The following is a 23558-nucleotide window of genomic DNA, read 5'->3' on the forward strand; positions in this document are numbered from 1 at the left end:
TACCGCGCAACGTCAGCTGACTTGGGAAGAGTCGTAGCCGCTTCCGTCACGATCACCTATGACGCAGACTCCACAACGACGGTTCAAGCCTCCCACCCGCTGCGCATCGCGGCAGCTGCCCGCGCCCGCGGATTCAACGGCGACGGTACCCTGGACATCTTTGCGCGGGACGCCTCGGGCCGGCTCCTGTTGTACCCCACGGACGGGCGCGGCAACTGGCAGCCAACCCAAGTGATTGGGTGGGGTTGGAACAACTTCAATCTGTTGGTCTCACCTGGTGACTTCGACGGCGATGGCACGGTTGATGTTCTGGGCCGCGACGGTCAGGGACGCCTATTCCTGTACCAAGGAAACGGTTCTGGCGGCTGGAAGAAGGCACTCCAAGTTGGCCAGGGTTGGCAGAGTTTCACGGACCTCATCGCGCCCGGAGACTTCAATGGGGACGGCACCAATGACATTCTCGCCAAGGACTCTGCCGGCAACTTGTTCTTGTATCCGGGCAACGGTTGGGGTGGCTGGCTTACCCCCCGCAAGATCGGCCAAGGATGGGAGGGTTACTATGCCGTCGGTGCTGGGCACTTCCTTGGCACGCCAGACCTTGTTGTTCTCACCCGTCCTTTCTGGGGAAATCTCGAAGTGCGAACCACTCACCGGAACGGTTGGTTCGAAGAATATGGCTTGCCTGGCGGTTTTGCCGGCTCCATCGGCTGGGGCTGGGAATCGGTAGCGCGCATCGGCGTGGCCGGTGACTTCAATGGCGATGGAGACTTCGACGTTTACGGGATAGACGGCAACGGCCGTCTCACCATGTACCTGGGCGACACTTCGGGTTACTCGCGCTTCGGCATAGCCGGTTACCGCTGGAAGGGTTCCTCGGTTGTCGGCTGGGGTTGGGGCGGCTTCACAGCAGTGTTCTAATCCGAACCCTTCGGCTTTTTGGCTACTCAGCACTCAATAGGAGATGTGATGATGACGAACTCGCCAACCCTATCCCCAGGGCGCCATCTGCGTGTCCTGGCACTGGTCCTCACGGTTATGCTGGCCGGTCTATTACAGCACAGCCCAGCCGCTGAGGCATCGCCGTTGGAGGCTGAATCGTCGACCGTGGAGTCCTACGTTTGGCCGCCGGACCCTGCCTTCCTGACTCTGGGAGCAGCTACCACGGCCCCCATACCTGTGTCAGGCGAGATGCGCTTGAACTTCACGGTGGCTCGTCCGGCCACTCGCCTTAGTATCGTGATGGTCGACCCATCACAAGCCACCGAGATATACCTGTATTGGAGTATGCCGGCCGGCGGAGAACCACGGACATCCGGATCCGTGGTGCGGACTGTCAACGAGAAAGACGCAGCAGGGAAATACACGCTTCGGCAAGCCGCCGTTGACTTTGCGGACGGCTCAAACACCACCATAAAGCCCCGAAAATACGGAGGGGATAAATCGGCGACCGAGGACTTCCCAAAAGCTGCTTTCGAGGTCATCAACCCGGCCGTACGACTGCAGCAGAATGTCAATCTGGCGCCCGCCTTCGTTGAGGGGGTACCCGAAACCGAAATCTGGGCGAGAGCCAATCTTGGTCAATGGCAAGGCAGCGTGTCCCACGCCGACTATCAGTGGATGCGGGATGGTGTGGACCACTACCGAACGACCTACGACTATGACTTTTCTTCGTTTGACGTCGGCTCCCTGATTTCCTTCAGGGCGGTGGTCTACGCGCCCGGATACCTGCCCACAGGGATTGTTTCGAAAGCGGTAGGACCCATCATTCAGCCTCGACGTCCGAAAGTCTTGGGCGAAGGAGCAGTTGGTTCCATTCTCCGTACTGACTTCAGCCTCGCCGAAGTTCCTGTTCCGTCCGGGGCCAACCCAGTGGTCAAGTACCGCTGGGTGGGACCTCCCTATGCCGAACGCCCGGGCGGTGCGACGTATCGTCCCACCCCGCAGGACCAAGCGCACAACTACCCAGACCACTTCGTCGCCGCTGAGGTCACTGTTTCCTCCGGCTGGGACACCTTGCGGCTTGTAACCAGCGAATGGAAGGAAAATATCAAGGATTCCCACTGGTCCAGTGGTTTCGATGGCGATGGAACGACGGATGTCCTGGCCCGCGACCGTTCCGGCATCCTTACCATGTATCCCACGTCGACTCAGGGCGGTTGGCAGGCGCCGCGCGTGATCGGGCAGGGCTGGTCCGGGATGACATCCATCATCAAGACGGGCGATCTTGATCGCGATGGCAAGAACGACGTTGTAGCCAGAGACGCTGCGGGCCGCCTGCTCCTCTACCCGGGAGACGGCCAGGGTGGCTGGCTCCAGCAGCGGCAAATCGGCACTGGCTGGAGTGTCTTCAACACCATATTTGCGTCAACCAGTACAACCATCGGTGGTGGTCACAGCGGCATCTACGGACGCGATGCCAACGGAACTCTCTGGCACTTCGCCAGTTACAGCGGCGGGGGCCTTACTTACGGCGGGAACCCGGTCGGCACTGGTTGGAACATGTTCAACACAGTCTTTCCTGCCGGCGACTTTAACGGCGACGGCGTTGAAGACCTCATGGGGCGAACACCCGCCGGACTGCTTTACAGCTACCGACTGGATGGCACGAAAATTGACCAGCGCCAGGTCATCGGCGTTGGGTGGGAGGTCATGGCCAGAATTGGCGCTGCCGGCGACTTCAACGCAGATGGCCATCAGGATGTCTATGGCATCGACTATTCCGGCCGCATGCACATGTACTACGGAAACGGGCTCGGCGGTTGGAAAGGGTCAACCGTTGTCGGCTGGGGTTGGGGTGGCTTCACCGCCGTGTTCTAGGCCTAATCCACGCTCTTGATCTTCACCACGAACACGGCGCCCAAAAGCCCGATGACTGCGGCAGCTACGTACAGCGAGATGTAGCCGCCCCAGTAGGCCACAAATGGGAACGCAATCAATGGGGCTATCACTTGGGGCAGCGAGTTCGCGATGTTGATGATGCCCAGGTCCCGGCCCCGGTCCAATGCTGTCGGCAGGACCTGTGTGATCAGCGCGAAGTCAACGGCGAGGTAGGCTCCGAACCCGATTCCCAGCACCGCCGCACCGGCAAGTCCGCCGATCCAAGTGGGAGCAAAAGCGAGGATCAGCGACGCTGCAGCGATGATGACGGATGAGGCGATGACCAAAGGTTTCCGCTTGCCCATCCTGTCGCTCAACCGCCCACCCACAACGCTGGTGATGATCACGGTGACTGCATACAGGCCGGTGAGAATGAGAACGCCGAACTCAGGCTTGATACCCTCGGTCTCCTCCAGATGTACAGCATCGCTGAGGAAGAAGAGCAGATACAGCGTGACCATGTGGTTGCCCGTACTGACCAACAACCTGGTCAGCCACGCCCAGGCGAAGTCCGGATAACGTTTGGGCGAAACCCAGAAGCCCTTGAGGAATTCAGCCAGCTTGAACGCAGAGCGGTCGCCTGGCGACAGGGGTTGGTCATCGCTCTTGAAAAGATAAAGCACGACGCCGGCCAGCAGCGCTGCTGCGCACACCCAGTAACCAGCAGCGAAGTTACCTGCGACGACGGCAGCGATCACTGCGCCGACGAGGATACCTACTGTCTGGCCCATGGCCGCCAAACCGCCAACGGTTCCGCGCTGGGGAACCGGAACCCGGTCCGGCACGGCCGCCGTAATTGCCGAGTACATGGCGTTGGCTCCGGCCTGCACCAGGCACCAAAGCAATGTCATGACGGCAACGTTGGGAGCCCCTGCAAGGGCAACCAGCGCGACTGCTCCAAGGATGGCACCCATCAGGACCCAGGGCACACGGCGGCCGAAGCGTGAAGTAGTGCGGTCGCTGAAGGCGCCGAACAAGGGGTTTGCCACCATGGAAACTGCCGCACCACAGCCAGTGACCAATGCCAGGATCGCTTCCTTCTGGCCATCATCAAAGTGGGCTGCCTGCTGGCCCAGCAGAACCTGCAGGGGGCCGAAGAAGGCAGCGTTAATGCCGAGGTTGACCAGCACCACTCCTGTGACCCAGAGCGGCCGCACTGGTACCACCGGTTCGGCAAGCGCCGTAGTGGTACCGCCACGGACGACGGCAGGATCCGGCACCGGACCCGGCAAGTCGGACAAGCTCATGGCAGGTTCCCCCTCATTTTGGATGTTCGGATTCAGCCTAACGCGGCAAAGCGTCACTGGGTCGCCGTCGGGCTCTTTATCCACATAGGCCTGTAAAGCCCTGCTTTAGCCCCCGGGTGCGCGTTAGTGTGGCCTCACAGCGATTGAGGAGAAGCACCGTGAGTGATCAAGTAAAGACAGCCGATCTCTACGACGAGCGTGGAGAGGAACTGGAGTCCATAGCGGTCCAGTTCCAGAACCTGGGTGGCCATACCCACTTCAGTGGCCCGGTGCGCACTATCCGGTGCTTCGAAGACAATGCCTTGGTGAAGACCGTCCTCAACACCCCCGGCGAAGGGGCCGTGCTGGTCATTGACGGCCAGGCTTCACTCCGCACGGCGCTTATGGGGGACCTCATCGCCGCCAGTGCTGTAGAAAACGGCTGGTCCGGCGTAGTGATCAACGGGGCCATCAGGGATCGGGAAGCCATCGCCCGCCTGCCACTTGGCGTCAAGGCACTGGGTAGCAACCCCAAGAAGAGTGCCAAGACAGGCGTTGGAGAGGTGGACGTGGAGCTGATCATTGATCGCGTCCGCATCCAACCCGGCGTGATGATCTACTGCGATCCGGACGGCATCCTGATCGAGCGCTGACTCTTCCGCGGTCTCCGACTTAGAGGGAAAGTTGAAGAAATATTCTCCCAGCGGGAATCAACCTGGCAGTAAGATAGTTACTGAAAGCAACTATCCTGCTTAATCCACTTTTCTGCCACCTCTGGAGAAGATATGTCCAAAACCACGCCCGTTCGGGCCGCCGGCGAGGTCTTGACCCATCGTCAGACACTCACCGTCATGGTGGGACTCATGCTCGGCATGTTCCTGTCCTCGCTGGATCAGACCATCGTGTCCACGTCCATCTACACCATTGCCAACGACCTCGATGGCCTTTCGCTTCAGGCATGGGCAACCACGGCGTACTTGATCACTTCAACAGTGAGCACGCCCCTGTACGGAAAGCTGAGCGACATCTTCGGTCGTCGCCCGCTGTACCTCGTGGCTATCGTCATCTTCCTGGCAGGCTCCCTTTACGCGGGATCGGTCCACTCCATGACCGAGTTGGCGATTGCCCGCGGCATCCAGGGACTCGGCGCCGGTGGTTTGCTCGCCTTGGCGTTGACCATCATCGGCGACATCGTTGCTTTGAAGGACAGGGCCAAGTACCAGGGCTACTTCATGTCGGTGTTCGGCATTTCTTCCGTGCTCGGCCCGGTGATCGGCGGTGCCTTCGCAGGATCCTCCAATATCCTCGGCTTCGACGGCTGGCGCTGGGTGTTCTTCATTAACCTGCCCATCGGGCTGGCTGCCCTTGTAGTGGTCTTCATGTATCTGCACCTGCCGGCCAGGCATGTAAAGCAAAAGATCGACTACTGGGGTGCTGCCGCAATTACGTTGGCTATTGTTCCGCTGCTGTTGGTGGCAGAACAGGGCCGGACCTGGGGTTGGTCATCCGCCGGATCGTGGCTCTGCTACGGACTGGGCGTCATCGGCATCGTGTCATTCCTGCTCGCTGAGAAGCGTGCCGGAGACTACGCGCTGATCCCGTTGCGGCTCTTCAAGAACACCACGTTTGGGCTCTCTTCCCTGCTGAACTTCATCATCGGCATCGGCATGTTCGGCGCCATCGCCATGCTTCCCATGTACTTGCAGCTGGTCAAGGGCCTCACGCCCACCGAGGCCGGCCTGATGATGATCACCTTTACTGTGGGCATCCTGTTCGGGTCCATCTCTGCCGGCCGCACCATCTCGTCGTCGGGTGTTTACAGGATCTTCCCGATCCTGGGCACGGCTATCCTGGCCGGCGCGGCTACCGTCATGGGGCTGGTTCTGGGAGTCGATACAGGCTTGTGGGTCCCCGGCCTGATCGCTGTATTCTTCGGCGTCGGATTGGGCTTCTGCATGCAGCCCCTGACGCTCGCCATGCAGGTCTCCGTTCCGCCGAAGGACATGGGCGTTGGCACCTCCACGGCTGCGTTCTTCCGCTCCATGGGCGGCGCGGTAGGCACAGCCGTGTTCATCTCGATGCTGTTCAGCACCGCGGCTAACAAGATCGCCGACGGCATGAAGACCGCAGCAGCCAGCCCGGACTACCAGGCGGTCATGCGTGACCCTGCCGTGGCTTCGGACCCCGCCAACGCCAAGCTCTTTGACTTCTTCAAGAACGGCGCCAACAACGATTCGCTGAACGACACCAGTTGGCTCCACTCGGCGAACAGCACACTCACCCGGCCAATCACGGAAGGCTTCGCCCAAGCGATCGATGTGGTGATGCTTACCGCCGCAGGGCTCATGATCATTGCGTTCCTGATCAGCTTTGCATTGCCCAATAAGAAGCTCACGGATCCCAAGGCCGCAGCCAAGGATTCAGTACCGGCGCACTAGCGAAACTAAATGCGATTTACCCTCGGCGCCTTTTCCGGCGCTGAAGTCAACGGCAGGCAGCCCTCGGGCTGCCTGCCGTCTTCACACCCGGCTTGTCGCACCCCTTCTGCGTTCAAGTACTTACACGACGGGCTCGCTGTCTCCCTTGGCGAAGAGCTGCAGTCGGCTCCCAGCCGGCTCTCAGCTGCCGAACAGGCGCAGTTGTGTTCACAACCTGAATGCATGTAGCGTCCGTCACTTGACTGGAACTGTGGCGATATGACGTGCCACACTGTGTAGCGCGAGTGCACCGGCGTCCCTGTCGGACAGCCGACGACGTCCCGCACTTCGCTCCCACACCACCGTTCCCCAAGGGAGACCCATGTCCAGTTCCAGCACCGAAGGCGCGCCCCCAGTTTCACGGAAGGTGATCGGCCTGGCCGTCGCCGGCGCGGTGGGCGGCTTCCTCTTCGGTTTCGATTCTTCTGTGGTCAACGGTGCCGTTGATGCGATGGCGGACGAATTCGTCATGAGCGAGGCCCTGACCGGATTTGCTGTAGCTGTCGCACTGCTGGGCTGTGCTGCCGGCGCCTACTTTGCCGGCAAGATTGCCGACCGCTACGGACGCATCCCGGCCATGAAGATCGGCGCCCTGCTCTTCCTGGTGAGCGCCATCGGCACAGGCCTTGCCTTCAGCGTGTGGGACCTGATCTTCTGGCGGCTCGTCGGCGGCCTGGGCATCGGCCTCGCCTCGGTCATTGCTCCCGCCTATATCTCCGAGATCTCGCCCCGACACGTCCGCGGCCGCTTGGCTTCACTCCAGCAGCTTGCGATCACCACCGGTATTTTTGCCGCGCTCCTTTCCGATGCAGTGCTGGCGAACTCGGCCGGCGGCGCGGGAGGTACGTTGTGGTTCGGCATCGAGGCGTGGCGCTGGATGTTCATCGCCTGCGCCATACCTGCAGCAGTGTACGGATGGATCGCCTTCCGTTTGCCCGAGTCCCCTCACTTCCTGGTACTCAACGGTAAGGAAGACCAAGCCCGCACCATCTTCAACAAGCTCATCCCCGGTGACGACATAGAACGGCACATCCGCGAGATCCGCGAATCCATCCAGCAGGAAAAGTTGTCCACCAAAAAGGGCTCCTTGCGTGGCAACCGATTCGGCCTGCTGCCTGTGGTCTGGATCGGCATTATCCTTTCCGTTTTGCAGCAGTTCGTTGGAATCAACGTCATCTTCTATTACTCCACCACCCTGTGGAAGGCTGTCGGGTTCCAGGAAAAGGACTCACTCACCATCTCTGTGGCCACGTCCGTCACCAATATCCTGGTAACTCTCGTAGCCATCGCACTGGTGGACCGCATTGGCCGGCGGCCCATTCTGCTCACCGGATCCATCGGCATGGCCGTTTCACTTGGCGTCATGGCGATGGCTTTCTCGTCTGCCACCGGGACGGGATCGGAAATCACCCTTCCCGGCGCCTGGGGCCCTGTTGCCTTGGTGGCCGCCAACGTATTTGTGATCAGCTTTGGCGCCTCATGGGGTCCGCTCGTATGGGTTCTGTTGGGCGAGATCTTCCCGTCCCGCATTCGCGCCCGCGCCCTGGGCCTGGCCGCCGCTGCGCAGTGGATCGCCAACTTCGCCATCACCCTTAGCTTCCCCATCATGGCGGCTGGTTCGCTGCCACTGACGTACGCCATGTACGCGGCATTCGCGGCGGCGTCGTTCTTCTTCGTGATGTTCAAGGTTCCCGAGACCAACGGCATGTCCCTGGAGCAAGCCGAGACACTGTTCGTTCCCAAGGGGGCGCCTGTTGCTCCGCTGCCGGTAGCCTCCGACGAACCAAAGTAAAGCAAACGAAGCCCGGCGGATTGATTCCGCCGGGCTTCGTTTTGTTTAAGGGGTTATGTTCTAAGTTCTGCTTGGGATGCAGGGCCTCACCGCAGTGCTCACACCAAGTGCGGCTCGTGCGATTTCAGGTATGCCCGCCCTCCAAAAGCGATGAGGATGGCGATGACCATGGCAACAGCGCCGGCAAAGAAAGGAACCTGGGGTCCGAAGTGCTCGCCGAGCTGCGCCGCAGCGAACGGGGCCAAAGCTCCACCCATCCAGCGCACAAAGTTGTAGCCTGCGGAAGCAACAGGTCGCGGTGAGTCTGAGACACCCATGGCAAGTTCTGTGTAGACCGTGTTGTTGATGCCCAGCAGGGCACCGGCCACGATGACGAACACGACGACGGCAGTCACCGAGTGCCCTGCGGCCAGTCCCAACCCCACGAGGTCGAGCATGAGGACAGCCAACGTACCCGTCAGGACCTTCACGGCACCGAAGCGCTTCTGCAGAACGGGAGCAACGAATACCGAGAAGACGGCCACGGCCACACCCCAGCCAAAGAACACGCCCCCGATACCGTAGGCATCCATGCCCAGGATGAAGGGCGTGAAAGCGAGGATGGTGAAGAAGCCGTAGTTATAGAAAAGCGCGCTGGCTGCGGTGGTGCGAAGGCCCTTATGTCCAAGCGCCAGGAGCGGATCCCGGAGACGGGACTTCTTGGCCGGAGCGGGCGTTTTTGGCAACAATGCCAGCAGGGCGATGAATGCAGCGGCCATGAGGACTGCCGTACCGAAGAAGGGCGCCCTCCACTGCCAGCCGCCAAGGAGCGCACCCAGCAATGGGCCGAGTGAGATGCCAAGGCCCAGGGCTGCTTCATAGAGGATGATGGCCGTGCCGGTCCCACCGCTGGCTACACCAACGATCACGGCAAGGGCCGTGGCCACGAACAGGGCGTTGCCGAGACCCCACCCTGCGCGGAAGCCCACCAATTGTTCAACGCTTCCGGAGAGCCCCGACAACGACGCGAACACCACGATGATCGCCAACCCGATCAACAGGGTCTTCTTGCCGCCGATCCTTGAGGAGACAAAGCCGCTGATCAGCATGGCAATGGCTGTCACCAGGAAGTAACTGGTGAAGAGAAGGGATACCTCGCTGGTGGACGCTTCAAGGTTCTTGGCGATCGCGGGCAGGATGGGGTCCACGAGCCCGATGCCCATAAACGCGAAGACGGCCGCGAGCGCTGTGGCCCACACTGCCTTCGGCTGCTTAAGGAAGGAAGCTTTCTCAGCCTCCAGCGTGGTTTCGATTGTTGTTTCGGCGCTTGCTGAAGCGTCAGCCAACTGGCGTGACATTCAATGGCTCCTTGTGTGCTGGGTTTTTCTAGTCGTGATGGATTTCTCAGTTCTGGAATGAACTGTTGAGCTTGGCGATGACTGGCAATGCTGCGGCGAGATGCTCGATTTCGTCGCCGCTGAGGCCTTTGAGCAGTTCTGCCACCATGGCGTTGCGCCGCTGGTTGGCAAATCCGACGGCGGCCGTCCCTGCCTCGGTGATCACTACCTGGACTGCGCGGGAATCATCGGGATCCTGCTGTCTGGTGACCAGGCCGGCACGCTCGAGCTTGATGATCTGCTCGGTAGCACTGGGAACTTTGATGCCCAGGTTCTTGGCGATATCACCAACGCGAAGGCCACCATCTGAAGTCATGGACAGCAGGCTGAGTTGGGCAGCGGTAAGGTCACCTTCAGGATCAAGGCGGCGGAACATGTAAACGCCAAGCCGCAGTGACTCACGGAATTCCTGCGCGAGTTCCAGTAGCCGGGGATCAAAGGTGTTCATACTTAGGTAGCCTAACAGTTAGGGTACCTAAATATCAAGCGACGGCCCCTGCGGCCCACCGTGCCCCGGGAGCGGCGGCGCCGATGAACGATACCCATGCCCGGTGGGCGTCCTGACCTCCAACGTGTGAACTTCTCCGGACACCTGCTTTGCCATCCATCCAGGGTTTTCCTTGGTGTGATTGCAGGCTTCACAGAGCCCGGCGCCATTGCCCACGGTGGTGGTCCCTCCTGAATGCCACGGGACAACGTGATCGATGTGCCGGATGGGAGCGTCACAGTAGGGCGTGCGGCATATGTCATCGCGGACTTCAACGAAACGCCTCAGTCTCGGCGGGAACAGTCGAGCTTTCGAGTCCATGGTGAGCAGCTCACCCGAGGACGGGGCCGTATAGAGGCGGCGGACCCACACATTAAATTCCGCATCTTGGGCCGGGGGTGCCGTCCGGGGTGGCAGCACACGGCCACCCGGCTCACTGGCCCGCGCTGTATGCCCTTCGTTGGTCACGCGCGTCATTTTCCCTACCGCTTCCGAGGCAGCTTCGCCGGCGCCAACCAGGGCTCTGGCCCAGGCTGCCGGCACTATTCCATAGCCCTTGAGTCGGGCAGGCTCGCTGTCACCTTGCAACAGGGTGCGGTCTGTCATGATGAGCTCAAGGTCGACGCCGGCGATCCCACCACGCCTCCCTGTGACCCGTTCAACGAGGGCGTCTGCCATAACCTGGGCCCGGGTCCGGGACTCGCCACCGGAGCGGGAAGAGTCGGCTTTTCGACTGAGTGCGGCCCAGATGGCCACCCCCTGGGCAACGGGAAGCAGTGCCGTGAGGTAGGTCATGGCGTCCGGTGCCGGCCGGAGGCTGACCATCCGCCCAGTGGCAGCCTGAGTTGCGCGTTGGGCGACAGAACGGGGATCGCGCCGGTAGGCGGCGGCTTTCGCGGCAGCGATGATGGCTTTGTCGCCGGCGCCCTCGAAAGTACCCATGTCAGGGGCGAGCTCCTCGTCTACGGAGCGCCGGTCCTCCACCGAGAGGCACGCCGTCTCTTTGACAAGCAAAGTGGCCCGCCACTCGTTGAGCTGGCCAGATTCCAAGGCGGCCATTGTGCGTGGCATTTCTGTCACCAGCGCGTTCGCCAGGCCAAGGAGACGGGATCCCCGGCTTGGCGACTCACGACGCGCCAAGGCAATCTGGGCTCCTGAACTCTGCCCCTGCTCCGAAGAAGGAACACCGGCAAGCGCCTGCTCACGGCGTTGAGCGAGGTCGAAGGCCACGGCTGCACGGGCTTGGACTCCGGCGATGGCAGACTTCATGTCCTCCAGCCCACGCAGCTGATCAATCAGCTGAACGCTGGAAGAACCAAGACGAACGCCTCCCAACAGTGCGATGAGGGCCGGGACGCCGAGCACCGTTTCACCGGCCTCGTTCCCCACCCCGGAGGCAATTGAACCGGGGTCCACTCCTTGCCGCTCTCGAATCTTCTCCATGCCCCAACCCTTCCAGCGGGCCTCCGGCCCCATAAGGGCGGAATCTCCCTATGTGGAAAACAAGCACTGTGGAAAACAAGCAAGCAGTGGATCACAAGCAAGCGACGCAGATGGTCACAGCGTCAGCTTCATGCCCTCATGGCTGGCGACAAACCCCAACCGCTCGTAGAAACGGTGCGCCGCTACCCGCGATTTGTCCGTGGTGAGCTGCACCAGTGAGCAGCCCCGCTCCTGCGCCTGGTCAACGGCCCACTGGATCATGAGCGCCCCAACACCTTGGCCCCGGAGCGCATCAGCCACCCGGACGGCTTCGATCTGCGCACGCCAGGATCCCTTGCGCGACAAGCCCGGTAGGTAGCTCAGCTGGAACGTGGCCACCACCTCGCCAGCGAGTTCGCCCACCACCAGAAGGTGGGCGGGATCGGCGTCGATCGCGTCAAAAGCCTGCTGGTAGGGCACTGGATCCTCAGTGTTTTCGCGGGTGGCACCCAACTGGTCGTCCACCAGCAGTTCAAGGATCCGGGGCAGGTCGCCTTTACGCGCCCGCCTAAGGGTGAAGGTTCCACCCTCGACGGCGGCGGTGAACAAGGCGGGCACGGTACCGGATGGAGTAGTCACCACCCCAGCATGCCACTTGGCAAAATAACTTCAGAACTCAGTGTTGCTAAGTACCGGTACTTAGTTCTACTATGTAGTGGTAGCTAGTAATACTGAGTAGCAAGGGAGGTGTCCGATGGGCAAGCAGATGACAGAGATGCTCAAAGGCACATTGGAGGGCATAGTCCTGGCCCTCCTGACCGGCAAGGCAGCGTATGGATACGAGATCACCACGCTGCTCCGTGAGCAGGGATTCACCGAGATCGCTGAAGGCACCGTGTACGCGCTGCTGGTCAGGATCGAGCAAAAGGGGCTGGTGGACGTTGAGAAGCGTCCGTCCGAAAAGGGGCCGCCCCGCAAGGTCTACACGCTCAATGCGCAGGGCCAAAAAGAACTGAACGAATTCTGGAACACCTGGAGCTTCTTGTCCGGACGGATTGAAGAGCTCCGCAAGGAAGGAAAGTAACCATGGCAGCAAAATGGATCGAACTGGTCACCGGATCACTCGAGCAGAAGAAGCAGTACAAGCAAGCCAAGGGCCGCATGGATGCACTGCCTGAGCCCTACCGGACCGTAGCGTCGGCCTTCAACCGGTACCTGATGTACTACGGCGGCGTCACCGACGGCGACACCATGGTCCAGATGTTCACAGACCTGGCAGACCTGTGGGAAAGGGCTGCTATTGAAGGCACGCCGGTGACCGAAATGGTGGGCGAAGATCCGATCGAATTCGCCGAAACCTTCGCCCAGGCGTACGGCGGCAAGCGCTGGATCGACAAGGAACGCGAGCGCCTGAACAAGGCAATCGACAAGGCGAAAGAAGCGGAATCATGACTGCTGCGGCAATACAAGTAAAGGGCATCGAAAAGTCCTACAAGGACCTTCATGTACTCCGTGGAGTCGATTTCGAGGTAGCCCCCGGCAGCATCTTTGCCCTGCTGGGCTCCAACGGAGCGGGCAAGACCACCATGGTGAAAATCCTCTCTACGCTGCTGAAAGCGGACGCCGGCTCGGCCGCCGTCGAAGGCTTTGACGTTGCCGCCGAGTCGCTCCAGGTGAGGCAGTCCATCAGCCTCACCGGTCAGTTCGCCGCAGTGGATGAAGTCCTGTCCGGCAAGGAGAACCTGATCCTGGTGGCGAAACTCAGGCACTTGAAGAATCCGGGCGGAATAGCAGATGACCTGCTGGCCCGGTTCAGCCTCACCGAGGCCGGTCCCCGCAAGGTGGGAACGTACTCGGGCGGTATGCGTCGCCGCCTCGACATCGCCATGAGCCTGATCGGCGATCCGAAGGTGATCTTCCTGGATGAGCCAACCACCGGCCTCGACCCGGAAGCCCGCCTCGAAGTCTGGCAGATCGTCAAGAATCTCGCCCAACAGGGGACAACAGTCCTGCTCACCACGCAGTACCTGGACGAAGCCGAACAGCTTGCTGATCGGATTGCCATCCTCCATGAGGGGCGGATCATCGCCAACGGAACCCTGGCCGAACTCAAGCGCCTGTTGCCGCCGGCCAAAATCGAATACGTCGAGAAACAGCCGAGCCTGGAGGACATCTTCCTGGCACTGGTAGGCACCGGCGCCAGCGCAGGTAAAGGCGCAGGTACCGGCACCCAAGCCGCCAGCACCGAGTCAGTAAAGGACAGGTCATGAACACCCACTTCTTCGCAGACACCTCTGTCCTGCTGGGCCGTTCCATGCGGCACATCTTCCGGAGCGTCGACACCATCATCACCACCGCGATCACCCCGATCGCCCTGATGCTGCTGTTCGTCTACGTCTTCGGCGGGGCCATCAGGACGGACACTGACAACTACGTCAACTACCTGCTCCCGGGCATCATGCTGATTGCGATCGCATCCGGCATCGCTTACACGGCCGTCCGCTTGTTTACGGACATGCAGAGTGGGATCTTCGAGCGGTTCCAGTCCATGCCGATCGCACGTTCGTCGGTTCTTTGGGCCCACGTACTGACCTCGCTGGTGGCTAACGGCCTCTCGCTGGTGATCATCGTCCTGGTGGCGCTCCTCATGGGTTTCCGCACCTCGGCCAATGTGCTGGACTGGTTGGCCGTGGCGGGTATTTTGGCACTCTTCACCCTGGCGCTGACGTGGATTGCCATCATCGCCGGCCTCTCAGCAAAGTCGGTGGACGGGGCGGGAGGATTCTCCTACCCGTTGATCTTCCTGCCTTTCATCAGTTCGGCATTCGTCCCCACGGAAACCATGCCCGGCCCGGTGCGCTGGTTCGCTGAAAACCAGCCGGTGACCTCAATCGTGAACACCATCCAGGACCTGTTTGCCCAGCGTCCGGCGGGTGGCGATATTTGGGTGGCCCTGGCCTGGTGCCTCGGGATCCTCGTTGTCTCCTACGCCTTTGCCACGGCAGCCTACAAGCGCCAGATCGCCTAGGCGCCGCAGCATCAGAAACAGCACCAAACCACGGCCTAAGCTCCTCTTTCCCACAAGAGGGGTTTTCGCCATGCAGACCGATTCGCCATTTGTCAGGCATTGGCTATAGCTTTATCGAACACATTTGTAACGGCCGTCACTATTGTGGCGGGTCCTTCGAAGGGTTCTTGAACTAATGTCCGATCAGACAACACAGGGGCAGCTCCGCGCCTCCAGCAGGGACAGCGAGCCCCACCTGTCACGCTCGCTCAGCAACCGCCACATCCAGCTCCTGGCAATCGGCGGCGCAATCGGCACCGGCCTGTTCATGGGCTCCGGCAAGACCATCTCCGTCGCCGGCCCGTCCGTGATCTTTGTGTACATGATCATCGGCTTCATGCTGTTCTTCGTCATGAGGGCCATGGGCCAGCTCCTGCTGTCCAACCTGAACTACAAGTCCTTCAGCGACTTCGCGGGCGACCTTTTGGGCCCGTGGGCGGGTTTCTTCACCGGTTGGACCTATTGGTTCTGCTGGGTGGTCACCGGCGTGGCGGACGTCATCGCGATCGCGGGCTACGCCGACGAACTCTGGCCGGGAATCCAGCTCTGGATCCCGGGCCTGGCAACCATCATCATCCTGCTCCTCCTGAACCTTCCCACCGTGAAGGCCTTCGGTGAGACCGAGTTCTGGTTCGCCCTCATCAAAATCGTTGCCATTGTGGCATTGATCGTGGTGGGCCTGGTGATGATTTTCACCGGCTTCCAGTCCAATGCGGGAACCGCAAGCTTCACCAATCTCTGGAGCCATGGCGGCTTCTTCCCCAAGGAATTCATGGGCTTCGTGGCCGGTTTCCAGATCGCAGTCTTCGCGTTCGTGGGCATTGAACTGGTGGGCACCGCCGCAGCTGAAACCAAGAACCCGGAGCACAATCTCCCCCGCGCCATCAATGCCATCCCCCTGCGCGTCATGCTCTTCTACGTAGGCGCCCTCATCATCCTCATGTCGGTCACACCTTGGACCGAGTTCAAGGCCGGCCAAAGCCCCTTCATCGCCATGTTCTCCCTCGCCGGTTTGGGAATGGCAGCCACCGTGGTCAACCTGGTAGTGCTCACCTCGGCCATGTCGTCGGCCAACTCGGGCATCTACTCCACGTCCCGCATGGTTTACGGCCTGGCCAACGACGGCGATGCGCCCAAGCTCTTCGGCCGGCTCTCCAGCCGCAAAGTACCCCAGAACGCCCTGTTCCTGTCCTGCGTCCTGCTGCTGGCCGGCGTCGCACTTCTTTATGCGGGCAAGGACGTTGGAGTTGCCTTCGACATGGTGACCACCGTTTCAGCGGTCTGCTTCATGTTCGTCTGGTCGATCATCCTGGCCAGCTACCTCGTTTACCGCAAACGCCGCCCCGAGCAGCACGCGGCCTCACCCTTCAAGATGCCCGGCGGCATCCCGATGGTGTGGATTGTCTTCGCATTCTTCGGATTCCTGGTTTGGGCGCTGACCACCCAGCCGGACACCCTCACAGCCCTGCTGGTAACGCCCATCTGGTTCGCCATCCTCGGCGTCGCTTACGCAGTGGTCCGCAGGTCGCCCCTGCATCAGGCCCGCGTGGCCGAATGGAAGGCGATGGCTGAAGCCGAAACCGTGGCAGCGCGCTAACCGCAAGAACAGAGAGTGAACGACGCCGGCACCCAGCTTGGGTGCCGGCGTCGCGCTCTTCTTGGAGCAGGGACAGAAACCCGTCAGGCGAAGTACACGCCGATGCGGTTGCCGTCGATTTCCTCGATGCGGATATCAATGTCATAGACGTCGTGCAGCATCCCCGCGCGCATGATTTCCGATGGCGTGCCCTGATGGATGAGCCTGCCGTTCTTCATCGCCATGATGGTGTCCGAGTAGCAGGACGCGAAATTGATGTCGTGGACCACCAGCACGATGGTCTTGCCCAGTTCGTCAGCCAAACGCCGGAGCAGGCGCATCATCTCCACGGAGTGCTTCATGTCCAGGTTGTTCAGGGGCTCATCCAGCAGCAGGTATTCAGTGTCCTGCGCCAGGACCATCGCGATGTAGGCGCGCTGACGCTGACCGCCGGAGAGCTCGTCAACGAACTTGTCCGCCATGGATGTGAGATCCAGTTGGCGGATCGCCTCGTCCACGTGCTCAAGATCCTCCACGGTGGGCCGGCCTCCACTGTGGGGAAAGCGCCCAAAAGCCACGAGGTCGCGCACGGTAAGCCGCATCGTCAGGTGGTTTTCCTGACGGAGGATGGCCATGGTCTTGGCCAGTTCCTTACTGGGGGTGGCCGTGACATCCAGTCCGGCAACTGAGACTCCCCCGGCATCCATGGGCTGCAGCCGGCTGATCAGGGAGAGAAGCGTCGACTTGCCGGCGCCATTGGGGCCGATGATGGACGTGATGCCGCCGCGGGGAATCTCGCAGGTCACATCGTCCAGCACGGTGGTGCCGCCGTAGCGCTTGGTCACGTTCCGGACGGTAATCATTTCAGCGAGCCTTTCAGCAACAGGTAAAGGAAGAGGATGCCGCCGGTGAACTCGATGATGACGCTCAGGGCAGTGGCAAAGCCGAACACGCGCTCCAGCAGCAACTGGCCGCCCACCAGCGCAATGGCACCGATCAACACCACGATCGGCAGCAACCAGGCATGCCGGAAGCCACGGCAGAGCTGATAGCCGAGGCTCACCACAAGGAGCCCGAAGAACGTCACAGGACCCACCAGGGCCGTGGAGATGGCAACCAGCAGCGAGCATGCAAGCAACACCCGCATCACCACGCGCTTGTGGTCCACGCCGACGTTGATGGCCACTTCCCGGCCCAGCGCCAGCACGTCCAGGGTGTGCCGCATGCGCCACGCCCCGACGCATACCAGCGCAACCAGCACCGCGGAAACACCCAGCAGCCCCGGGTCCACGTTGTTGAAGCTGGCGAAGAACAGGTCCTGAAGGATGATGAATTCGCTCGGTTCCATGAGCCTCTGCAACAGCGAGGAGAAACCACGGAACAGCGTCCCAAGCACAATCCCCACGAGCAACAGCAGATGCAGGGACCTCGTGGCCCCGGTGAACATCCACCGGTAAAGGAACGCGCTGAATCCCACCATCAGCAGGATCTCCACACCGAACTTGAGCGTGGACGGCGCGGTGGCCAACGTCGCGGCCCCGGCAACGAAAGCCAGCGCGGTTTGCACCAGGATGTACAGCGAATCGAAGCCCATAATGGACGGCGTCAGGATCCGGTTGGCCGTCACGGTCTGGAAAAGCAGCGTGGACACTCCAACCGCCACGGCTACCAGCAGCATCGCTGAGACCTTGATGGCCCGGCGCGGCAGGATGTATGCGATGTTGCCTTTGAGGTCGATGGTCAGGAAAACAACAACAAGCACGACGGCGGCAATCGCCAGGATGGCGATCACCAGTCCTGGCGGGGTGCTTCGTACGGTTGCGCGCAGGCGGGCCACCACGGAAACGGGCGCGAGTGGCTTCAGGGGTGCCGGCGTCACGGAAGTTTCAGGCATTGCGTTTCCTCAACAGCAGGAAGAGAAACAAGATGGCACCCAGGACGGACATGACCATGCCCACAGGAACCTCATAGGGGAACCGGATGGTCCGGCCAATGATGTCGCACACCAGCACGAACGCCGCCCCGAAGAGCGCGGTCCAGGGAACGGCACGGCGGAGGTTGTCGCCGAACAGCAGGGAAACAATGTTGGGGACCACCAGGCCGAGGAACGGCACAGCGCCCACAGTGGTAACAACAACCGCCGAGATCAGCGAGACGATCATCAAGCCGAGCCGCATGGTGCGGGCGTAGTTCAGGCCAAGGTTGGTGGTGAAGTCCTGGCCCATGCCGGCCACGGTGAAGCGGTCGGCGGCAAGGAGGCCCACCAACACCAGGACAGCCACGATCCACAGCAGTTCGTACCGGCCGCGCAGCACCCCGGAGAAGTCGCCGATCATCCAGTTGCTGAGCGTCTGCAACAGGTCAAAACGGTAGGCGAAGAACGTAGTGACGGCCGCGATGATGCCGCCCAGCATGATGCCTACCAGCGGAATCAGCAGGGTATTCCGGGCCGGAAGCCTCCGGAGGATCGCCAGGAACAGGGCTGTGCCCAGGACGGCGAACACGGATGCCACGATCATCTTGGTCAGAATCGGTGAGTCCGGGGCAAGCACGGTGACCACCAGGATGCCGAGAGTGGCCGATTCCACCGTGCCCACAGTGGACGGCTCAACAAAGCGGTTCCGGGCCATGAGCTGCATGATCAACCCGGCAACGGCGACGGCCATCCCGGCCAGCACCACAGCCAAGGTGCGTGGCACCCGGGAGACCCAGAAGATCTCCCAAGCACCGGCGTCGTTCGCCAGCAGGGCCGGCAACGAAACGTCGCTGACCCCGACGAAGATACTACCCACCGCAATCACCAGCACAACGACGGCAGCCGCAACCAGGCGGGCGGTTTCGCCAGTCCGGTTGCGGCTTGCTGCTGCCGTGGGGCGCACGGCTGTAGTTGTCACGTCAGGATTTCAGGTGAAGCGGAAGGTCAGGCGACGGAGTCGGCCACTGCGGTGACCATGGCCTGGACGTTGTTCAGGCCGTAGCCAACGATGTACCAACCGGCGGGATCGAGGTTGACGATCTTGTTGTTCTTGGCGGCGTTGGTGGACTTCACGAGCTCGTTGTCCAGGATGGGGTTGGCTGTGGAGCCGGCGGTGCCGATCGCGGTATCGCGGTTGATGACGTAGAGGATGTCCGGGTTGGTTTCCTTGATGTATTCGAAGGAAACAGCCTCGCCGTGGGAGCCCTCGGCCTTGACGTCGGCCGCAGTGGGGACGCCCAGGACGTCATGGATGATGCCGAAGCGTGAGCCCGCACCGTACGCGGTGACTTCGCCACCGGAGGTCAGGACGATCAGGCCCTTGCCGGCAGAGGTGGCCTTGGTCTTGGTCTCAGCCACCGTCTTGTCTACCTCTGCAAGCTTGGAGGCGACTTCGTCTTCCTTCTTGAAGATCTTGCCGAGCTTCTCGGTCTGGGCCTTGAAGCTTTCCATCGGCTTGGCGGCGTCAACGGAGAGATCGATGGTGGGGGCGATCTTGCTCAGTTCCTCGTAGGCGCCGGCGGTGCGGCCGGAGACGATGATGAGGTCCGGAGCTGCTGAGCTGACGGCTTCGAAATCGGGCTCCTTCAGCGAGCCAACCTTGGCGTACTTGGCGTCGGAGAACTTCTTGAGCGCTTCCGGGTAGCTGGCTTCGGGAACGCCGGTGGGTTCGACGCCGAGCGCGGTCATGGTGTCCAAAACGCCGAGATCGAAAGTAACAACCTTGGCCGGGTTCACGGGAACGTTGGACGTTGAACCTTGGGCGTGCTCGATGGTGATGGTGCCGGCTTCCCCGGACTGGGAAGACGCCGTCGCCCCGCCTCCACATGCCGTAACGGCCAGCAAGGCAGCGCCTGCAGCCAGTACCCCAATGTAGCTCGACAGCCTCTTTTTCACGCCGGTACTCCACTCACTAATAAGTCATAGATGTGTTGCCTAATTGCTTTTGACTCTATTAGTAAGGTGAGGCTAACTTCAAAACCGAAAGGCCCTCCAGCGGTTGAAAGTGACCGAAGTCACGCGTTTTTCCCGCTGGAGAGCCTTTATTACTTTTCGATCGTGGGGATCAGGACTCTGCCTGCCGATCCTCCACGAGCTTCTGGACGGCAGCGAACAGTGGGTGCGAGGCCGCCAGTTCCGTGATGCGTTCGACGGCGGCCGCAGCGTCCAGCGCGGAGAGCAGCTTTGCGAGCTCTACGGCTTCGTCGTCGTTGGCATCGTCGAAGCGAAGGGCAGCCGACATCGCCTCAAGAAGTGCCACCGGTGTCACGCCACGCTCGGCCAACTCCGCAGCAGGACCAACAAAGCGCTCATGCCGGCTGAGCTTCCGCAAGGGCGCCCTGCCCACGCGGTTCACCGTGTCCGGCAGATGCGGGTTGGTAAAGCGGGAAAGGATTTTCTGAACATAGGCTTCCTGCTCCGCCTCAACAAACCCATGCTTGGCAACCAGCAGTTCCTTGGTTTCCTCCAGCACTGCGCGGACCTTCGCTGCAACAGACGGATCCGCCATGGCATCGGAGATCTTCTCAAGCCCAGCCTGGTACCCGAAATACGCGGCCGAAGCATGGCCGGTGTTGACCGTGAACAGCTTGCGCTCAATGTACGGACCAAGCTCGTCCACGAACGTGGCGCCCGGAATCACCGGCGCGTTGCCACCAAACGGAGTCCGGTCAATGACCCACTCGTAGAACGTCTCCACGGTGACGTCCAGGCCCTGGCCCGGCGCCTGGTTGGGGACAATGCGGTCCACCGCCGTGTTGGCAAAGACTGCGAGCGCGTCCAAGTCGCCCGCGGAGTCGTCCCAGGCCGCACGGATTTCCGTGTGCAGGAGATCCGTAGCGTTAATGGCGTTCTCGCAGGCCATGACCTGCAATGGCGGCAACTCCGGGGAGCGGGCGGCCAGTCCCCTGGCGATCACCGGTGCCACGAACTTCAGGATGTGCGGACCCACCGCAGTGGTGACCACATCCGCCGTCGAGATTTCCTCCACAACGGCGACTTCCTGCGAACCCGAGTTAAGGGCGCGGAAACCTGTGACGGTCTTGACCGCCGGGTTCTCGCCAACCTCGTCGACGTCGTAGCTGCTGGCCGCCGCGAGCTGGCTGATCAGGGCGTCCGCGACATCGGCGAACACCACCTCATAGCCGGCTTCGTGAAGCAGCAGCCCCACGAAGCCACGCCCGATGTTGCCTGCCCCAAAATGGACTGCCTTCACTATGCGTTGACCTTTCCGAACAGCTCCAACACTTCATCAACCGTGGTTGCTTCCTCCAACTGGGCCACTTGGGCCTTGTTGGTGAAGATCTTGGCGATCGAGGACAGGATGTGGAGGTGTTCATTGTTGAGGCCGGCCACGCCAACCACGAACTTCACTTGCTTGCCGCCCCAGTCGATGCCCTCCGGGTAGCGGATGATGGACACGGCCGAGTGGTTGATGTGCTCCTTGGCATCGTTGGTGCCGTGCGGGATCGCCAGGAAGCTGCCCATGTATGTGGACACGGATTCCTCGCGCTCATGCATGGCGTGGACGTAGCTGACATCCACGGCACCGCGGTCAAGCAGGAGCTTCCCGGCCTCGTCGATCGCTGCGTCACGATCCGTTGCGGTTCCGTTCAGGACCACGCTTTCGCGGAGCAGGACACCTTTGCCTTCGACGGCGGCAGCCGGTTCAGCGGTATGCGCACCCTGGGCGGGGGCTGCTGTGGAGGCAGTTGCACTGGCGGGCTGTGCCCCGGCGGCGGGTTCCGCCGTCGTGCTTGAAGCCGTGCCCTCAGTGTTGCTGCTGCGGACCAGCTCAACAATGTCGTCATACTCGGGGCTGTTCATGAAGTTGTCCACCGAGTAGTGGATGGCACTGGCTGTCCTCGGCTGGGCGCGTTCGGTCAGGTCCTGGTGGGTGACCACAACGTCGTAGCTGTCGCTGAGGTTCGCGATAGCCGAGTTGGTGACCTTGACGTCCGGGAAGCCGGCCGCCTTGATCTTGTTGCGCAGCACCGAGGCGCCCATGGCACTTGAACCCATGCCGGCGTCGCAAGCGAACACGATGTTCCGGACCGGGCGGGTGAGGACGGTGCCCTCCCCCTGGGCTGCAGCCCTGTCGCCTACCAATGCTGAAGAGACCGAGCTCTTCTTGCCCTTCATGGCCTCCATGCGGGAGGTGGCGGCGGAGAGGTCATCCTCGCCCTTGTTCTTGGACGTCCGCAGAATCAGCGAAGCGATCAGGAAGGACACGGCAGTGGCCAGGACAACCGCCAGGATGACGCCGACGTAGCTGTCGCGGGAGGTCTGGGCAATGACCGCGATGATGGAACCCGGAGCAGCAGGTGCCACGAGTCCGGAGTTGGTGATGGCCAAGGTGGCGATGCCCGTCATGCCACCGCCGATCGCGGCGAGGATGAGGATGGGCTTCATCAGGACGTACGGGAAGTAGATCTCGTGGATACCACCGAGGAAGTGGATGATCGCGGCACCGGGTGCCGAAGCACGGGCAGCTCCACGGCCGAAGAACATGTACGCCAGCAGGATGCCCAGGCCCGGGCCGGGGTTGGCTTCGAGCAGGAACAGGATGGACTTGCCCTGGTCCAGCGACTGCTGGATGCCCAGCGGAGTCAGCACGCCGTGGTTGATGGCGTTGTTGAGGAAGAGGACCTTGGCAGGTTCGATGAAAATGCTGGTCAGCGGCAGGAGGCCGTTGTCCACCAGGAACTGGACCACGGAGCCGGCGCCGGCCGTGAAGGCCTTGACCACGGGCGTCAGTCCGTAGAACCCGAGCAGGGTCAGGATTCCGCCCCAGATACCGGCAGAGAAGTTATTGACCAGCATCTCAAAACCGGGCCGGATCTTGCCGTCCCAAATGCCGTCGATCTTCTTCATGGTCCAGCCGCCCAGCGGGCCCATGATCATGGCGCCAATGAACATGGGGATGCCGGTACCGACAATCACGCCCATGGTGGCGATGGCACCCACCACGCCGCCGCGAACGTCGTAGACCATCCGGCCGCCGGTGTAGGCAATCAGGAGCGGAAGCAGGTAGTTGACCATGGGGCCCACAAGGCCCACGTGGGCAACACCTTCGGCGTTGGTCCCATAACCGCCAAGCTCCGGGACCGGAATCCAGCCCTTTTCGATGAACAGGGCTGTGATGAGGCCCCAGGCGATGAAGGCACCAATGTTCGGCATGATCATGCCGGACAGGAATGTCCCGAACTTTTGGACACCAACACGGGCGCTGGTGCGGGGCTTCGCAACGGTCTCTGTTGCCATGTGAATTCCTAACGTGTGTCC

The 23558-nt window shown here is 61.4% G+C and carries 21 protein-coding genes; 10 read left to right on the top strand and 11 right to left on the bottom strand.

All coding sequences use genetic code 11. The features are described from left to right. Nucleotides 1-21: 21 nt before the first annotated feature. Both BLQ01_RS17575 and BLQ01_RS17580 read left to right on the top strand, forming a co-directional pair. Nucleotides 22-918, top strand: a complete 897-nt coding sequence (locus tag BLQ01_RS17575; protein WP_245232974.1) for an FG-GAP repeat domain-containing protein — start codon at nucleotides 22-24, stop codon at nucleotides 916-918. Nucleotides 919-969: 51 nt separating this feature from the next. Next, nucleotides 970-2817: an FG-GAP-like repeat-containing protein gene (locus tag BLQ01_RS17580; protein WP_139183514.1), complete on the top strand. Its 1848-nt coding sequence runs from the start codon at nucleotides 970-972 to the stop codon at nucleotides 2815-2817. Nucleotides 2818-2819: 2 nt separating this feature from the next. Here the strand turns inward: BLQ01_RS17580 and BLQ01_RS17585 are convergent, their stop codons facing one another. After that, nucleotides 2820-4124: an MFS transporter gene (locus tag BLQ01_RS17585; protein WP_026542979.1), complete on the bottom strand. Its 1305-nt coding sequence runs from the start codon at nucleotides 4122-4124 to the stop codon at nucleotides 2820-2822. 158 nt (nucleotides 4125-4282) lie between these two features. Here BLQ01_RS17585 and rraA point away from each other — a divergent pair, with 158 nt between their 5' ends. The 3 genes from rraA to BLQ01_RS17600 all read left to right on the top strand — a co-directional run bounded on the left by rraA (nucleotide 4283) and on the right by BLQ01_RS17600 (nucleotide 8372). Next, entirely contained in the window at nucleotides 4283-4756 is a 474-nt protein-coding gene (rraA, locus tag BLQ01_RS17590) for a ribonuclease E activity regulator RraA (protein WP_091553191.1), read from the top strand. A 132-nt stretch (nucleotides 4757-4888) separates the two neighbouring features. After that, complete coding sequence (locus BLQ01_RS17595) at nucleotides 4889-6541, top strand: MDR family MFS transporter (protein WP_091553194.1); 1653 nt, start codon at nucleotides 4889-4891, stop codon at nucleotides 6539-6541. 361 nt (nucleotides 6542-6902) lie between these two features. Then, nucleotides 6903-8372: a sugar porter family MFS transporter gene (locus tag BLQ01_RS17600; RefSeq protein WP_091553196.1), complete on the top strand. Its 1470-nt coding sequence runs from the start codon at nucleotides 6903-6905 to the stop codon at nucleotides 8370-8372. 98 nt (nucleotides 8373-8470) lie between these two features. On the opposite strand, the gene BLQ01_RS17605 is transcribed toward BLQ01_RS17600, so the two are convergent. From BLQ01_RS17605 to BLQ01_RS17620, 4 genes are all read right to left on the bottom strand, one after another. Continuing rightward, the gene (locus BLQ01_RS17605; RefSeq protein WP_026542983.1) at nucleotides 8471-9709 is read right to left on the bottom strand and encodes an MFS transporter; all 1239 of its coding nucleotides are present in this window, start codon (nucleotides 9707-9709) and stop codon (nucleotides 8471-8473) included. 46 nt (nucleotides 9710-9755) lie between these two features. Beyond that, nucleotides 9756-10196: a MarR family winged helix-turn-helix transcriptional regulator gene (locus BLQ01_RS17610; protein ID WP_026542984.1), complete on the bottom strand. Its 441-nt coding sequence runs from the start codon at nucleotides 10194-10196 to the stop codon at nucleotides 9756-9758. Nucleotides 10197-10223: 27 nt separating this feature from the next. Further along, entirely contained in the window at nucleotides 10224-11678 is a 1455-nt protein-coding gene (locus tag BLQ01_RS17615; RefSeq protein ID WP_091553199.1) for an HNH endonuclease, read from the bottom strand. Between the two features lie 114 nt (nucleotides 11679-11792). After that, the gene (locus BLQ01_RS17620; protein ID WP_091553202.1) at nucleotides 11793-12299 is read right to left on the bottom strand and encodes a GNAT family N-acetyltransferase; all 507 of its coding nucleotides are present in this window, start codon (nucleotides 12297-12299) and stop codon (nucleotides 11793-11795) included. Between the two features lie 112 nt (nucleotides 12300-12411). Between BLQ01_RS17620 and BLQ01_RS17625 the strand changes: the two genes are divergently transcribed. From BLQ01_RS17625 to cycA, 5 genes are all read left to right on the top strand, one after another. After that, nucleotides 12412-12741: a PadR family transcriptional regulator gene (locus BLQ01_RS17625; protein ID WP_026542986.1), complete on the top strand. Its 330-nt coding sequence runs from the start codon at nucleotides 12412-12414 to the stop codon at nucleotides 12739-12741. A 2-nt stretch (nucleotides 12742-12743) separates the two neighbouring features. Next, nucleotides 12744-13109 carry a DUF1048 domain-containing protein gene (locus tag BLQ01_RS17630; protein ID WP_026542987.1) on the top strand — a complete coding sequence of 122 codons (366 nt, stop codon included), beginning with the start codon at nucleotides 12744-12746 and terminating at the stop codon, nucleotides 13107-13109. Further along, a complete protein-coding gene (locus tag BLQ01_RS17635) occupies nucleotides 13106-13927 on the top strand; it encodes an ABC transporter ATP-binding protein (RefSeq protein ID WP_091553204.1) in 822 nt (273 codons plus the stop codon). Before BLQ01_RS17630 ends, BLQ01_RS17635 begins: the two co-directional genes overlap by 4 nt. Continuing rightward, nucleotides 13924-14685 carry an ABC transporter permease gene (locus BLQ01_RS17640; RefSeq protein WP_091553207.1) on the top strand — a complete coding sequence of 254 codons (762 nt, stop codon included), beginning with the start codon at nucleotides 13924-13926 and terminating at the stop codon, nucleotides 14683-14685. The genes BLQ01_RS17635 and BLQ01_RS17640 overlap by 4 nt, the downstream gene beginning before the upstream one ends. 175 nt (nucleotides 14686-14860) lie before the next feature. Continuing rightward, nucleotides 14861-16321: a D-serine/D-alanine/glycine transporter gene (gene cycA, locus BLQ01_RS17645; RefSeq protein ID WP_175493478.1), complete on the top strand. Its 1461-nt coding sequence runs from the start codon at nucleotides 14861-14863 to the stop codon at nucleotides 16319-16321. Nucleotides 16322-16404: 83 nt separating this feature from the next. Here the strand turns inward: cycA and BLQ01_RS17650 are convergent, their stop codons facing one another. The 6 genes from BLQ01_RS17650 to BLQ01_RS17675 form a co-directional block, all read right to left on the bottom strand. Continuing rightward, complete coding sequence (locus tag BLQ01_RS17650; protein ID WP_091553212.1) at nucleotides 16405-17163, bottom strand: iron ABC transporter ATP-binding protein; 759 nt, start codon at nucleotides 17161-17163, stop codon at nucleotides 16405-16407. Beyond that, a complete protein-coding gene (locus tag BLQ01_RS17655; RefSeq protein ID WP_217638395.1) occupies nucleotides 17160-18194 on the bottom strand; it encodes an iron chelate uptake ABC transporter family permease subunit in 1035 nt (344 codons plus the stop codon). Before BLQ01_RS17655 ends, BLQ01_RS17650 begins: the two co-directional genes overlap by 4 nt. Continuing rightward, on the bottom strand, nucleotides 18187-19194 hold the full coding sequence (locus BLQ01_RS17660) for an ABC transporter permease (protein WP_091553215.1): 1008 nt from the start codon (nucleotides 19192-19194) through the stop codon (nucleotides 18187-18189). Before BLQ01_RS17660 ends, BLQ01_RS17655 begins: the two co-directional genes overlap by 8 nt. 26 nt (nucleotides 19195-19220) lie before the next feature. Continuing rightward, nucleotides 19221-20171 (bottom strand): siderophore ABC transporter substrate-binding protein, encoded by a 951-nt coding sequence (locus tag BLQ01_RS17665; RefSeq protein WP_091553217.1) that lies wholly within the window; start codon nucleotides 20169-20171, stop codon nucleotides 19221-19223. 169 nt (nucleotides 20172-20340) lie between these two features. Beyond that, nucleotides 20341-21489, bottom strand: a complete 1149-nt coding sequence (locus BLQ01_RS17670) for a mannitol-1-phosphate 5-dehydrogenase (protein ID WP_091553219.1) — start codon at nucleotides 21487-21489, stop codon at nucleotides 20341-20343. Next, nucleotides 21489-23537: a PTS mannitol transporter subunit IICBA gene (locus BLQ01_RS17675; protein ID WP_091553222.1), complete on the bottom strand. Its 2049-nt coding sequence runs from the start codon at nucleotides 23535-23537 to the stop codon at nucleotides 21489-21491. Before BLQ01_RS17675 ends, BLQ01_RS17670 begins: the two co-directional genes overlap by 1 nt. Between the last annotated feature and the right edge of the window lie 21 nt (nucleotides 23538-23558).

This window comes from Arthrobacter sp. UNCCL28 (assembly GCF_900102805.1).
GTDB lineage: Bacteria > Actinomycetota > Actinomycetes > Actinomycetales > Micrococcaceae > Arthrobacter > Arthrobacter nicotinovorans_A.

Excerpts from the sequence above, each read along its gene's own strand:
- BLQ01_RS17580 (WP_139183514.1), top strand. The coding sequence starts at position 970 with ATGACGAACTCGCCAACCCTATCCCCAGGGCGCCATCTGCGTGTCCTG.
- BLQ01_RS17585 (WP_026542979.1), bottom strand. The coding sequence starts at position 4,124 with ATGAGCTTGTCCGACTTGCCGGGTCCGGTGCCGGATCCTGCCGTCGTC.
- BLQ01_RS17595 (WP_091553194.1), top strand. The coding sequence starts at position 4,889 with ATGTCCAAAACCACGCCCGTTCGGGCCGCCGGCGAGGTCTTGACCCAT.
- BLQ01_RS17600 (WP_091553196.1), top strand. The coding sequence starts at position 6,903 with ATGTCCAGTTCCAGCACCGAAGGCGCGCCCCCAGTTTCACGGAAGGTG.
- BLQ01_RS17605 (WP_026542983.1), bottom strand. The coding sequence starts at position 9,709 with ATGTCACGCCAGTTGGCTGACGCTTCAGCAAGCGCCGAAACAACAATC.
- BLQ01_RS17610 (WP_026542984.1), bottom strand. The coding sequence starts at position 10,196 with ATGAACACCTTTGATCCCCGGCTACTGGAACTCGCGCAGGAATTCCGT.
- BLQ01_RS17615 (WP_091553199.1), bottom strand. The coding sequence starts at position 11,678 with ATGGAGAAGATTCGAGAGCGGCAAGGAGTGGACCCCGGTTCAATTGCC.
- BLQ01_RS17625 (WP_026542986.1), top strand. The coding sequence starts at position 12,412 with ATGGGCAAGCAGATGACAGAGATGCTCAAAGGCACATTGGAGGGCATA.
- BLQ01_RS17630 (WP_026542987.1), top strand. The coding sequence starts at position 12,744 with ATGGCAGCAAAATGGATCGAACTGGTCACCGGATCACTCGAGCAGAAG.
- BLQ01_RS17635 (WP_091553204.1), top strand. The coding sequence starts at position 13,106 with ATGACTGCTGCGGCAATACAAGTAAAGGGCATCGAAAAGTCCTACAAG.
- BLQ01_RS17640 (WP_091553207.1), top strand. The coding sequence starts at position 13,924 with ATGAACACCCACTTCTTCGCAGACACCTCTGTCCTGCTGGGCCGTTCC.
- cycA (WP_175493478.1), top strand. The coding sequence starts at position 14,861 with ATGTCCGATCAGACAACACAGGGGCAGCTCCGCGCCTCCAGCAGGGAC.
- BLQ01_RS17650 (WP_091553212.1), bottom strand. The coding sequence starts at position 17,163 with ATGATTACCGTCCGGAACGTGACCAAGCGCTACGGCGGCACCACCGTG.
- BLQ01_RS17655 (WP_217638395.1), bottom strand. The coding sequence starts at position 18,194 with ATGCCTGAAACTTCCGTGACGCCGGCACCCCTGAAGCCACTCGCGCCC.
- BLQ01_RS17675 (WP_091553222.1), bottom strand. The coding sequence starts at position 23,537 with ATGGCAACAGAGACCGTTGCGAAGCCCCGCACCAGCGCCCGTGTTGGT.